An 11,945-nucleotide genomic window follows, 5' to 3' on the forward strand; every position below is an offset into this window, starting at 1 on the left:
TGGGGACTTACTTCAATCGCCCGGTGAGCATCCAGTAATGCTCGACGCGCTGAATCCGGATATCGCGCAGATGCGCTGCCAGGCGCTTGCGCAGGCTGCTGTCGCTGGGGAAATTCTTCAGCACTTCGAAGCGTTCGCCGTTGGCCGAGGTGCGGATCTGGAAGGTATTGCCACGCAAATCGGTGCGCGCAATCGAGGTGCTGCTGCCTTCGACATACACGTTGTCGATCATCACCAGCAAGGTGTCCTTGCCAAACTGGGCGCGCAGGCGCTCCATGAAGTCATCCTGCTGGTCGCGCAGCACATGCGACCACCAGAAGGCTGCGAAGCAGGCTGTGAACGGCTGGTCGACGTCCAGCGTGAAGGCATCGGCCAGCGCAAACGTGACCTTGTCGGCCGGCAGGTGTTTGGCGGCGGCGATCTCCAGCACTTCGGGATTGATGTCGGTGGCATGCACGTGCAGCGCGGTGGCGGCCGCTTCGGCGGTCCAGTAACCGGTGCCGCAGGCGATTTCGCAGACGCGCTGGCCGGCCAGCGCGTTGCGCACGAATTCGCGCACCGCCGGCAGGTCGGCCTGGCGTTCCGGCTTGGCGTACACCTCTTCATAGCTAGCGGCGCGTTGCGCGTAGTACGCGGTGATGTTGGTGTTCAGGTTCATGGCATTGCCTCTACAGTTCGTACATTTCTTTTTCACCGCTCATGACCTGCTCGATCAGCTTGCGGTTCAGGGTTGGCGCCAGCAGTTCGATGAAGGTGTACACATAGCTGCGCAGGTAGGCGCCCTGCTTGATCGCCACACGCGAGACGTTGGTGCCGAACAGATGGCCAGCGGAAATCATTTTCAGATTCTTGTCGCGCTCGGCATCGTACGCCATGCCGGCGATGATGCCAACGCCCAGACCCAGTTCGACGTAGGTTTTGATGACATCGGCGTCAATCGCCTCCAGCAGCACGTCCGGTTTCAGGTTGCGCAACTGGAATGCGTGATCGATCTTGGCCCGGCCGGTGAACGCGGCGTCGTAGGTAATCAGCGGATACGCGGCGATTTCTTCCAGCGTCAGCGATTTCGAGCGCAGCAGCGCATGCTCGGGCGGCACCACCACCACGTGCTCCCACTGGTAACACGGAATCGAGAGCAGGCCGTCGACCGTGGTGATCGATTCGGTCGCCAGCGCGATATCGGCATGGCCGCTCAGGACCATCTCGGCCACCTGCTTCGGGTTGCCTTGCAACAATGACAAGCGCACCTTCGGAAAGCGCTGGGTGAAGGCCTGCACCACCTTCGGCAACGCATAGCGCGCCTGGGTGTGGGTGGTCGCTATCGTGAAGCTGCCGCTGTCGTGGGCGGCGAATTCGCGGCCGATGCTTTTCAGGCTGTCGATCTCCTGCATGATCACTTCGACCGCCTTGAGCACTGCGCGCCCCGGCTCGGTCAGTCCGCGAATGCGCTTGCCGTGGCGCGTGAAGATATCGACGCCGAGCTCTTCTTCCAGCTCGATGATGGCTTTCGAGACGCCGGGTTGCGAGGTGAACAACGCCTTGGCGGCTTCGGTCAGGTTGTAATTCTGGCGCACAGCTTCACGCACGAAGCGGAATTGATGCAAATTCATGGCGACCTTCTGTGTGGAACAAATTGCGATTTTGCTTATACCGAATATGCATATAAGCAAATAGATACTCAGTCCTTGGCATTCAAGGCCAAGTTTATTACGATTGCGGCCACTTTCATTGGAATGTCATGACTCTTTCTTATATCGTTTCGGGTTTTGCCGTTGGACTGCTGGTCGGACTGACCGGCGTCGGCGGCGGCTCGCTGATGACGCCGCTGCTGACGCTGCTGTTCGGCATTTCGCCGACCGTGGCGGTGGGCACCGACCTCGCCTTTGCCTCGGCGACCAAGGTCGCCGGCACGTTCGCGCACCGGTATCGCGGCACAGTGCACTGGGATATCGTGCGGCGCCTGTGTCTTGGCGCACTACCGGCGGCGGTGCTGGCCACGCTGGCGCTGAAATATTTTGGCGCGCTGGACAAGGAAATCGGCCAGATCATCCGGTATTCGATCGCCGGCTCGGTGCTGCTGACCGTGATTGCCATCGTCTTCCGCACCCGCATGCAGCACTGGATCACCGCCCATCCCGAGCGCCAGTTGCAGGGTACCCGACTGGTGGTCGCCACCGTGGTGGCAGGCGCCGTGCTCGGCACGCTGGTGACGATCTCCTCGATTGGCGCCGGCGCAGTCGGCGCCACGCTGCTGGTGCTGCTGTATCCGCGCCTGTCGCCGGCCGAGATTGCCGGCACTGATATCGCCTATGCCGTACCATTGACCGCAATTGCCGCACTGGGCCACTGGTGGATTGGCTCGATCAACTGGGAGTTACTGGCCATGTTGTTGATCGGCTCGGTGCCCGGCATTACCATTGGCTCGCTGGCCGCGCGCGCTGTGCCGGAAAAAATCCTGCGCACCCTGCTGGCGATGACGCTCACCGGCGTGGCCTTCAAACTGGTTTTTTAATACCCCCATTGAGCAAGAGGATTGAGGATGTATCGTTACGATCAATATGACACCCGGATTGTCAAGGAACGCATCGCACAGTACAGCGATCAGGTACGCCGCCGCCTCTCGGGCGAGTTGACGGAGGAAGAGTTCCTGCCGCTGCGGCTGCAAAACGGACTGTACCTGCAGCGCCATGCCTACATGCTGCGCATCGCCGTCCCCTACGGCATGCTGTCGTCGGCGCAGATGCGCATGTTCGCCAGCATCGCGCACAAGTATGACCGCGGCTACGGCCATTTCACCACGCGCCAGAACATCCAGTTCAACTGGATCAATCTGGAAGACACGCCGCAGATTCTGGCCGACCTCGCCACCGTCGAGATGCATGCGATCCAGACCTCCGGCAACTGCATCCGCAATATCACCTCCGATGAATTCTGCGGCGTCGCCGCCGACGAGCTGATCGATCCGCGTCCGCTGGCCGAAATCATGCGCGAATGGAGCACCTTCCATCCCGAGTTTGCCTACCTGCCGCGCAAGTTCAAGCTGGCCTTCAACGGCGCCGTCGAAGACCGCGCCGCGACCGCCGTGCATGACATCGGCTACACCGTGCTGCACAACGCCGCCGGCGAACTCGGCCTGCGCGTGATGGTCGGTGGCGGCATGGGCCGCACCCCGATCCTGGGCAGCGTGATCTGCGATTTCCTGCCGTGGCAGCACATGCTGACCTACACCGAAGCCATCATGCGCGTGTATAACCAGCACGGCCGCCGTGACAACAAGTACAAGGCCCGCATCAAGATTCTGGTGAAGGCCATCGGCATCGAGGAATTCCAGCGCCAGGTCGAGGCCGAATGGGTCGATCTGAAGGATGGTCCGAGCACGCTGACGCAGGAAGAATTCGAGCGCGTCGCCTCGTTCTTCCAGCCGCATCCGTACGAGACCTTTGCCGGTGACGAGGCCATCGTCGAGACCTGGAAAGCCGACGACAAGGCCTTCAACGCCTGGACCCGCCGCAACGTGCGCGCCCACAAGGTGCCGGGCTACGCGATTGCGCTGCTGTCCCTGAAAAAAACCGGCGTGCCGCCGGGCGACGCGACCTGCGAACAAATGCAGTTCATCGCCGACCTGGCCGACCGCTTCAGCTTTGGCGAAATCCGCGTCACGCATGAACAGAATCTGGTGCTGGGCGACGTCAAGCAATCCGATCTGTACGCGCTGTTCAAGGAAGCCAAGGCACACGGCCTGGCAACGCCGAACATCGGCCTCTTGACCGACATCATCTGCTGCCCCGGCGGCGATTTCTGTTCGCTGGCGCTGGCCAAGTCGATCCCGATCGCGGCGGCCATTGCCGAGCGCTTCGACAATCTCGACTTCCAGCATGACATCGGCGACATCGAACTCAACATCTCGGGCTGCATCAACGCCTGCGGCCATCACCATGTCGGCAATATCGGCATCCTGGGCGTCGACAAGGATGGCGCCGAGTTCTATCAGGTCTCGATCGGCGGCGCGCAAGGCAACGAAAGCGCGATCGGCAAGATCATCGGGCCGTCGTTCTCGGCGCAGCAAATGCCGGTGGTGATCGAACGTCTGCTGGAAGTCTATGTGCGCGAACGCTACGAAGGCGAGCTGTTCATCGACACCACCCGACGCATTGGCGTGGCACCGTTCAAGGACCATGTGTATGCCACCCCGATCAAGACCAAGCATCACATTTCCGGAGAAGACGCATATGCGTGACATCATCAAGCACCGCGCCATCGTCAGTGATGACTGGGAAGTACTCCGACTGGCCGAAGGCGACAGCGCCGAATCGGTGGCGATCCCGGCAGGCAAGGTGATCGTGCCGCTGGCGGTCTGGCAAGCGCAGCGCGCAACGCTTCTGCAACGTCCCGAACGCGCCGTCTGGCTCGGCAACGCCGACCGGCCCGAGAGCCTCAAGGACGATCTGGCGCAGTTTGCACTGATCGCGGTGGACTTCCCCAAGTTCGCCGATGGCCGCGGCTATTCGATTGCCTACAACCTGCGCATGCGACTCGGCTACGAAGGCGAATTGCGCGCCATTGGCGACGTCTTGCGCGATCAGTTGTTCTACATGAGCCGCGTTGGCTTCGATGCCTTCGCCACCCGTGAAGACCGCAATATCCACGACGCGCTGAAAGGACTGACCGATTTTTCGGAAGCCTATCAGGCCTCGTGGGACCAGAAGACCCCTCTGTTTCGCCGCGCCGAGCGTCCGGGAGCGCCGTCATGAGCGACTACGACAACCTGGTCGCCGACACCAAGGCCACGCTGGGTCGGATCGTGCTCGAATTTTCACCGGCGGTGTTCGCCTCCAGCCTGGCCGCCGAAGACATGGTGCTGACCGACATGATCCTGCGCAGCGGCCTGCCGATCGGCATCTTCACGCTGGAGACCGGCCGCCTGCATGCCGAGACGCTGGGCATGCTCGACACCATCAAGGAAAAGTACGCCTATGACGTCGAATGCTTCCGGCCCGATCCGGCTGCCGTCGACGCCTATGTGAACGATCACGGCCTCAACGCGTTTTACGACAGCATCGATCTGCGCAAGCAATGCTGCGGCATCCGCAAGGTCGAGCCGCTCGGCCGCGCACTGGCCGGCAAGCTGGCATGGGTGACAGGGCAACGTCGTTCGCAATCGGCCACCCGCACCGAATTGCCGGTGCAGGAACTCGATGCTGCGCACGGCATGACCAAGTTCAATCCGCTGGCCGACTGGTCCGAGGCCGATGTCTGGAAGTACATCCGCGACAATGAGGTGCCCTACAACCCGCTGCATGATCGCGGCTATCCGTCGATTGGCTGTGCACCCTGCACCCGCGCCGTGGAACCGGGCGAAGACGTGCGCGCCGGGCGCTGGTGGTGGGAAAACGCCGACACCAAGGAATGCGGTTTGCACATGGTCGACGGCAAGCTGATTCGCATCAAATCCACTACCTGAATTCGAGATTGAAGGTCACATGAACACAGCAGTCGAAAAACTTTTCCTGGATGCGGCCAGCAGCCGTCATCTGGACTGGCTCGAATCCGAAGCCATCCACATCATGCGCGAAGTCGCCGCCGAATGCGCCAATCCGGCGCTGCTGTTCTCGGGCGGCAAGGACTCGGTAGTGCTGCTGCGACTGGCCGAAAAAGCCTTCCATCCCGGCGCATTTCCGTTCCCGCTGGTGCACATCGACACCGGCCACAATTTCGCCGAAGTGATCACCTTCCGCGACAAGCGCGTGGCCGAACTGGGCGAGCGCCTGATCGTCGGTTCGGTCGAGGATTCGATTGCACGCGGCACGGTGCGCCTGCGCAATCCGCTGACCGATTCGCGCAACGCCGCCCAGGCCGTGACGCTGCTGGAAACCATTGCGCAGTACAAGTTCGACGCCTGCATTGGCGGCGCCCGCCGCGATGAAGAAAAGGCGCGCGCCAAGGAACGCATCTTTTCGTTCCGCGACGAGTTCGGCCAATGGAATCCGAAAGCGCAGCGGCCCGAATTGTGGGACCTGTATAACACCCGCGTGCATCCGGGCGAAAACATGCGCGTGTTCCCGATCTCGAACTGGACCGAGCTCGATGTCTGGCAATACATCGCCCGCGAAAAACTCGAACTGCCGCCGATCTATTTTGCGCACGAACGCGAAGTGATCCCGCGCAACGGCCTGCTGGTGCCGCTCACGCCCCTGACGCCGCCGCTGGCCGGCGAAACCGTCGAAACCATGATGGTGCGCTTCCGTACCGTCGGCGATATCTCGTGCACCTGCCCGGTGGCGTCGGACGCCGACACCGTCGATGCGATCATCGCCGAAACGGCCGTGACGCAAATCACCGAACGCGGTGCCACCCGGATGGACGACCAGACCTCGGAAGCATCGATGGAAAAACGCAAGAAAGAAGGGTATTTCTGATGACCGCCGCATCCGCAACAGCCGCCGCAATTCCAGTCCAGCACAGTGCCGAGCGCGGCCTGCTGCGCTTCATCACCGCCGGCTCCGTCGATGACGGCAAGAGCACGCTGATTGGCCGCCTGCTGTTCGACAGCAAGGGCATCTTCGCCGACCAGCTCGATGCCATGTCTCGCGCCAAGCACAAGCGCACCGTCGGCGACACGATCGACCTGTCGCTGCTGACCGATGGCCTCGAAGCCGAGCGCGAACAGGGCATCACGATCGATGTGGCGTACCGCTACTTCGCCACGCCGAAGCGCAAGTTCATCATCGCCGACACGCCGGGCCACGAGCAGTACACCCGCAACATGGTCACCGGCGCGTCCACCGCCGATGCCGTGATCATCCTGATCGATGTCTCGAAAGTGAAGCTGGGCGACGACGGCAGCGTCGATCTGCTGACCCAGACCAAGCGCCATTCGACCATCGCCCATTTGCTGAAAATCGAACACGTCATCGTGGCCGTCAACAAGATGGATCTGGTGAATTACGACCAGACCGTGTACGACCGCATTGTCGCAGCGTACGCCGAATTCGCCGCCACGCTCGGCCTGAAGAACATCGTGCCGATTCCACTGTCGGCGCTGGCCGGCGACAACGTCGTCACCGCCAGTCCGAAGATGCCGTGGTACCAGGGACCGACGCTGATTTCGTTGCTGGAATCGCTGAGCGTCTACGATGAATCGCACGACGAGCCGTTGCGCTTTCCGGTGCAACTGGTGGCGCGCACCAACGGCCACGAAGCCAACGACTTTCGCGGCTACATGGGCCGCATCGAAGCCGGCAAGATCAGCGTCGGCGACAAGCTGACGGTGCAGCCGAACGGCCACAGCGCGACCGTCAAGGACATCGTCACGCTCGATGGCTCGCTCACCTCGGCGGTGGTCGGCCAGTCGATCACGCTGCTGCTCAACGAATACGTCGACATCTCGCGCGGCGACATGCTGGTCAGCGCCGACCGGCCTGCCACGCTGCTCAAGAACGTCGACGCCGATGTCTGCTGGCTGTCGGAAGAACCGCTCGACCTGCGCCGCAAGTACTGGCTCAAGCACACCACCCGCCAGGTCGCGGCCAAGGTGACGAAGATCGATACGCTGCTCGACATCAATACGCAAGAACGCCACCCTGCCACCGGCCTGAAGCTCAACGACATCGCGCGCATCAGCCTGACCGTGCAGCAACCGCTGGCGGCCGATGCCTACGACGCGATCCGCTCGACCGGCGCGTTCATCCTGATCGATGAAGTCACGCATCAGACCGTGGCCGCAGGCATGATCCGGCTCGACTGAAGAATGGTTGCGCAGCGCGCCTTCGGCAAGGTCTGGCTGATTGGCGCCGGTCCGGGTGCAGCAGATCTGATCACGGTGCGCGGTGCGCGCCTGCTGGCTGACGCCGAGGTCGTGCTGTACGACGCCCTGGTCACGCCGGAGATGCTGGCGCTGTGTCCGCAAGCCGTGCTGGTGTCGGTCGGCAAGCGCGCTGGCCAGCGTTCGATGGCACAAATTGCCATCAATGAACAGCTGGTCGACGCGGCCCGACATTATTCCCGCGTAGTCCGCTTGAAAGGCGGCGACCCGATGCTGTTCGGACGCGCTGACGAAGAATTGCGCACGCTTGAAGCGCATGGCATTGCGGTCGAAGTGGTGCCCGGCATTACTGCGGCGCTGGCCGCAGCGGCTTCGGCCAAACAGCCGCTGACACGGCGCGGGATTGCGCGCAGCGTGGCGTTTTTCACGTCCAGCAATGCGCCCGATCATCCCGAACAAACCACCTTGCCGGCCTGCGATACGCTGGTCCAGTACATGGGCGGACGCGAAGCCATCAAGACCGCGCGCGGCTTGCTGGCGCTCGGGCATGCCGCCGACACGCCGGTGCTGGTGGTGGAAAACTGCAGCCGCGCCGATGAGCGGATTTTCCGCTTGCAACTTAGCGATCTCGAAGCCGGACTGGCTGCCTGCACCGGCCCGGTACTGATGATGATTGGCGCGGCGATGGCGGCACGTCAGCCGGAGTAAATCGCCTACAATCGGATCAACTTCCTGATCCAGAAAAAGCCATGGCCCACATCCTCCCTTCCGGCTGGCGCGAACTGGCCACCACCGGCGCCGCCGCCCGCGAGATCGCCACGCTGACGCGCTTCGCCGACGGCCTCGACGCCGATTATCTGGTCTTCCACGGCGTGCACTGGACCAATATCGAACAGGGCTATTCGGTGTATGGTGAGATCGATTTCATCGTCGTCGCGCCCGATGGCCGGGTGCTGGTGATCGAACAGAAATCCGGCTTCCTGAGCGAAACCGCCGACGGCCTGATCAAGCGCTACCCGGGCCGCACCGAAAACGTCCACCTGAACCTGATTCGTACCATCGGCACGCTACGCAACCGCTTTGCGCAGACTGGCGCTGCGCTCGACATCGACTATCTGCTGTACTGCCCCGACTATCGCGTGACGCAGCCGGCGCTGGTCGGACTCGATCCGGCCCGCATCGTCGATGCCGCCAATGCCGACCAACTGATTCCGGTGATCCGGCGCCTGGAGCCACTGACCGATGCCACGCCGCAGCGCGCTGCGGTGGTTCGCTTCTTCAACGACACGCTGCGCCTGGTGCCCGACCCGAGCGCGATGATCGGCCGTGCCGATGCACTCGTCACGCGCTTGTCGGAAGGCCTGGCGACGTGGGCGCGCCAGCTCGAATTCAACCCGTTCCGGCTGCGCGTGATCGGCACCGCCGGCAGCGGCAAGACCCAGCTCGCGGTGGCCGAATTCCGCGCCGCCGTCGAGGCCGGGCTGCAGCCGCTGTACGTCTGCTACAACCGCCCGCTGGCCGACCACATGCGCGAAGTGCTGGGGCCGCACGGCCGGGTGGCCAACTTCCACATGCTGTGCGACGCCTATGGCCGCGAAGCCGGCGCCACACCCGACTACAGCAACCCCGCCACCTGGCAAAACATGGAAACGGTGTTCGATGCCGGGCCGATTCCCGAACACTGGCTGCACGACGTGGTGATCATCGACGAAGGTCAGGATTTTTCGGAAGGCTGGCGCGATGCCGTGCTGCGGTTGGTGCGCCGGCCCGGTCGCGTGTTGTGGCTGGAAGATCCGATGCAGAATCTGTACGGCCGTGCGCCGGTCGACTTGCCGGACTGGGTCACGCTGCGGGTCAACACCAACTTTCGCAATCCGCGCGAGATCGTCGATCTGCTCGACGCCATCACCAACGGCCGCGCCCCCGCCATCGCCGCCAGCCCGTTCGTGAGCGCCGGCCTGACCCGCTTCACGTACTCCGACGACACGCAATTGCAGGACGCCACCAAGGAAGCCATCACCCATTGCCTGGCCGCCGGCTTTGCGCGCAGCGACATCGTGCTGCTGTCATTCAAGGGACGCGAAAAGTCGCTGCTGCTGAAACTCGACCAGCTCGGCCAGCACCAGCTGCACTCCTTCACCGGCGACTACGACCTGCTCGGCAATCCGGTGTTTCGCAAAGGCGGCCTGCTGGCCGAATCGGTGTATCGCTTCAAGGGCCAGTCCGCGCCGGCGGTGATTTTTACCGAGATCGATTTTGCGGAACTGGACGAGCGCACGGTGCGCAAACTGTTTGTCGGCATGACGCGGGCGCGCTTGAAACTGGTGCTGGTGATGAGCGATGCGGCGGCGGCGGTGATGGGGCGGTTTTTTTAGCGTTGGGTCAGGGTCATGACCACGGCGTTCGTGCTTGGCGCAAAGCGATGCCGCACGCCGGGCGTGACTTCAATCATTTCACCGGCCAGCGCGGTGACTTCCTGACCATCGTTGGTTTCCATGTCAAGCTGGCCCTGCAGGCAGACGATGAATTCGGGCTGGTTGTGTTCCTCGAATCCATATTCGCCTTCGGGCACATGAATCAGCAGCAGCGCGCCGGCGGTGGTGATGGCCAGCAGGTGGTCGGTGTCGGCGGGTAGCGTGCTGCCGAAGGTGGCCAGCGGGTGATGGATTAGCGAGGGGGTCATGGGTTGATCCTGGGTGAACGGCGTGATGGCTGCGCTGGGATATGGAACAACCACGCAGCCGAACAATAGCAGGTGCAACGATAACTGCTATCAGTCTTTAGGCCGCGTCCAATGGTCCACCGCCCCGCTTGTTGGCTCTCCGCCGCAATGGCTGCGGCGGATTCAATGTAAGGTTCTGGTCTGCCGGTTGCGTTTCAACCGTATTTTTCGAGCCTTTCCTCAATTCTTCCATTAACCTCCGGGTATTTTCAGGCACCTTGTCACGCCTGAACATAGTCAGCCACGATTTTGACTTAAAAAGCGTACGACGTGGCGCCTTCTTCTTTGTATCCGCTTTTTTTGGGACGCTCCCTTGCCCTTCCTCCTCGACCGGGCTGTCGCGTTCCTGCGTATCTGACGTTCGGAAATTTTTCGCAGTCTGTTCGGACGTATCATCAGACGAATTCAATTTCGGTTTATCACTGCCCACATTCGTTAACGAATCCGACGACGGAGCAGAAACCTTGTTCTGTTCTTCCTTGTTCTTTTCAAATTTCGCTTTCAGTTCTTCAATTACGGCAGTGAGAGGATTTGCCTCCCGTTGATTCGGTTTTGCCCTACTCGTTTGCTCGTCGTCCCCTGCAGAATTTCCTTGCGCAGGGGTGCGTTCCTGTTTTGCAAAAAAAGACCAAAAAGGAGATGCCAATTGATTAGCGCTTTTCCCTACATTCTTCACAGTTGATGTAAACGACTGGGCACCCATTGCGAACCTCGCGCTGCGCGTATTGCCTTTCGGAACCGGCACAGGCTTGGCGTCGACCTTCCCCGCATTTTCAAACTTCCCCTTCGGCGCCGGTGATTGCTCACCGCTGTCAACTGGCACCGGAACCCGGGCGGGGCTTTTCTGAACTCTCGACCGCTTCGCGCCAAAAAAATTCACGTTCCTAAGTCGGTCACTTAATGATTTTTGGACATTGTCACGCGGCGCCGCCTTGGGCGGCGGAGAATATGCGTCTATTGGACTGTCTTTACGAAATTTTGGCAATTTATTGAGATTTTCTCGCGTTAACTTGGGTTTTGTATTTCCACGGTCCAAGACGGCCCGCAACCTCTCGATAAGGGTGTCAACCGTCGACTGGTGAGATCCTGCTGCCTTAGAAGCATCCTTCCTGTCCGGCCTACCATTTGCATCGACAACACTATTGCTATCTTCCCTGGTCCCGCTGGCCGTGGGTGATCGCGGTGGCACCGAGCTAGGTGGCACCGGTGCGTCTGTCGCTTCCGCTCCCGGTTGCGATTGCGATTGCGTTTCCGAAACCGAAGGGTCTTTGGCGCGATCGTGCGAATTCGACGTCCGTGGTTCGGCTGGAGGACTGTTCTTTTGGTACCCATGCATCGCTTCGCCTGTCCGGCTGGCTGTGGGTGAACGGAAATTTTCAAGCTAGTTGTCGCCCAATTTGTTCAAATTACGCTGCCGTTTTGAGTTCTGGGTGATGCTCCTTTCGATCCGCATTACTTGCG

Annotated in this window: 12 protein-coding genes; 8 read left to right on the forward strand and 4 right to left on the reverse strand. The window is 61.4% G+C overall.

Translation table 11 applies throughout. From position 1 onward, the window contains the following. Positions 1–7: 7 nt before the first annotated feature. Together RCH09_RS11180 and RCH09_RS11185 are read right to left on the reverse strand one after the other, a co-directional pair. Positions 8–658, reverse strand: a complete 651-nt coding sequence (locus tag RCH09_RS11180) for a class I SAM-dependent methyltransferase (protein WP_326941166.1) — start codon at positions 656–658, stop codon at positions 8–10. 10 nt (positions 659–668) lie between these two features. Continuing rightward, entirely contained in the window at positions 669–1,610 is a 942-nt protein-coding gene (locus RCH09_RS11185) for a CysB family HTH-type transcriptional regulator (protein WP_326941167.1), read from the reverse strand. A 128-nt stretch (positions 1,611–1,738) separates the two neighbouring features. On the opposite strand from RCH09_RS11185, the gene RCH09_RS11190 reads away from it, so the two are divergent. Genes RCH09_RS11190 through RCH09_RS11225 form a run of 8 tightly spaced genes read left to right on the forward strand, consistent with a single transcriptional unit; the run spans position 1,739 to position 10,137 of the window. Next, complete coding sequence (locus RCH09_RS11190) at positions 1,739–2,512, forward strand: sulfite exporter TauE/SafE family protein (RefSeq protein ID WP_326941168.1); 774 nt, start codon at positions 1,739–1,741, stop codon at positions 2,510–2,512. Between the two features lie 27 nt (positions 2,513–2,539). Next, positions 2,540–4,237, forward strand: a complete 1,698-nt coding sequence (locus RCH09_RS11195; RefSeq protein ID WP_326941169.1) for a nitrite/sulfite reductase — start codon at positions 2,540–2,542, stop codon at positions 4,235–4,237. Next, positions 4,230–4,751, forward strand: coding sequence for a DUF934 domain-containing protein (locus RCH09_RS11200; RefSeq protein ID WP_326941170.1), 522 nt, complete (start codon positions 4,230–4,232; stop codon positions 4,749–4,751). The genes RCH09_RS11195 and RCH09_RS11200 overlap by 8 nt, the downstream gene beginning before the upstream one ends. Continuing rightward, the gene (locus tag RCH09_RS11205; protein WP_326941171.1) at positions 4,748–5,461 is read left to right on the forward strand and encodes a phosphoadenylyl-sulfate reductase; all 714 of its coding nucleotides are present in this window, start codon (positions 4,748–4,750) and stop codon (positions 5,459–5,461) included. Before RCH09_RS11200 ends, RCH09_RS11205 begins: the two co-directional genes overlap by 4 nt. Before the next feature lie 19 nt (positions 5,462–5,480). Then, on the forward strand, positions 5,481–6,416 hold the full coding sequence (gene cysD / locus RCH09_RS11210) for a sulfate adenylyltransferase subunit CysD (RefSeq protein ID WP_326941172.1): 936 nt from the start codon (positions 5,481–5,483) through the stop codon (positions 6,414–6,416). Further along, positions 6,416–7,744, forward strand: a complete 1,329-nt coding sequence (locus tag RCH09_RS11215) for a sulfate adenylyltransferase subunit 1 (protein WP_326941173.1) — start codon at positions 6,416–6,418, stop codon at positions 7,742–7,744. Before cysD ends, RCH09_RS11215 begins: the two co-directional genes overlap by 1 nt. 3 nt (positions 7,745–7,747) lie before the next feature. Continuing rightward, complete coding sequence (gene cobA, locus RCH09_RS11220) at positions 7,748–8,470, forward strand: uroporphyrinogen-III C-methyltransferase (protein ID WP_326941174.1); 723 nt, start codon at positions 7,748–7,750, stop codon at positions 8,468–8,470. Between the two features lie 41 nt (positions 8,471–8,511). Beyond that, the gene (locus RCH09_RS11225) at positions 8,512–10,137 is read left to right on the forward strand and encodes an ATP-binding domain-containing protein (protein ID WP_326941175.1); all 1,626 of its coding nucleotides are present in this window, start codon (positions 8,512–8,514) and stop codon (positions 10,135–10,137) included. Here the strand turns inward: RCH09_RS11225 and RCH09_RS11230 are convergent. After that, complete coding sequence (locus RCH09_RS11230; protein WP_326941176.1) at positions 10,134–10,445, reverse strand: cupin domain-containing protein; 312 nt, start codon at positions 10,443–10,445, stop codon at positions 10,134–10,136. The two genes, RCH09_RS11225 and RCH09_RS11230, sit on opposite strands and share 4 nt — an antisense overlap. 97 nt (positions 10,446–10,542) lie before the next feature. Further along, the gene (locus tag RCH09_RS11235) at positions 10,543–11,469 is read right to left on the reverse strand and encodes a hypothetical protein (protein WP_326941177.1); all 927 of its coding nucleotides are present in this window, start codon (positions 11,467–11,469) and stop codon (positions 10,543–10,545) included. Between the last annotated feature and the right edge of the window lie 476 nt (positions 11,470–11,945).

The organism is Actimicrobium sp. GrIS 1.19, assembly GCF_035984655.1.
Taxonomy (GTDB): Bacteria; Pseudomonadota; Gammaproteobacteria; order Burkholderiales; family Burkholderiaceae_D; genus Actimicrobium.

Excerpts from the sequence above, each read along its gene's own strand:
- RCH09_RS11225 (WP_326941175.1), top strand. The coding sequence starts at position 8,512 with ATGGCCCACATCCTCCCTTCCGGCTGGCGCGAACTGGCCACCACCGGC.
- RCH09_RS11205 (WP_326941171.1), top strand. The coding sequence starts at position 4,748 with ATGAGCGACTACGACAACCTGGTCGCCGACACCAAGGCCACGCTGGGT.
- RCH09_RS11185 (WP_326941167.1), bottom strand. The coding sequence starts at position 1,610 with ATGAATTTGCATCAATTCCGCTTCGTGCGTGAAGCTGTGCGCCAGAAT.
- cysD (WP_326941172.1), top strand. The coding sequence starts at position 5,481 with ATGAACACAGCAGTCGAAAAACTTTTCCTGGATGCGGCCAGCAGCCGT.
- RCH09_RS11230 (WP_326941176.1), bottom strand. The coding sequence starts at position 10,445 with ATGACCCCCTCGCTAATCCATCACCCGCTGGCCACCTTCGGCAGCACG.
- RCH09_RS11180 (WP_326941166.1), bottom strand. The coding sequence starts at position 658 with ATGAACCTGAACACCAACATCACCGCGTACTACGCGCAACGCGCCGCT.
- RCH09_RS11195 (WP_326941169.1), top strand. The coding sequence starts at position 2,540 with ATGTATCGTTACGATCAATATGACACCCGGATTGTCAAGGAACGCATC.
- RCH09_RS11200 (WP_326941170.1), top strand. The coding sequence starts at position 4,230 with ATGCGTGACATCATCAAGCACCGCGCCATCGTCAGTGATGACTGGGAA.
- RCH09_RS11190 (WP_326941168.1), top strand. The coding sequence starts at position 1,739 with ATGACTCTTTCTTATATCGTTTCGGGTTTTGCCGTTGGACTGCTGGTC.
- cobA (WP_326941174.1), top strand. The coding sequence starts at position 7,748 with ATGGTTGCGCAGCGCGCCTTCGGCAAGGTCTGGCTGATTGGCGCCGGT.
- RCH09_RS11215 (WP_326941173.1), top strand. The coding sequence starts at position 6,416 with ATGACCGCCGCATCCGCAACAGCCGCCGCAATTCCAGTCCAGCACAGT.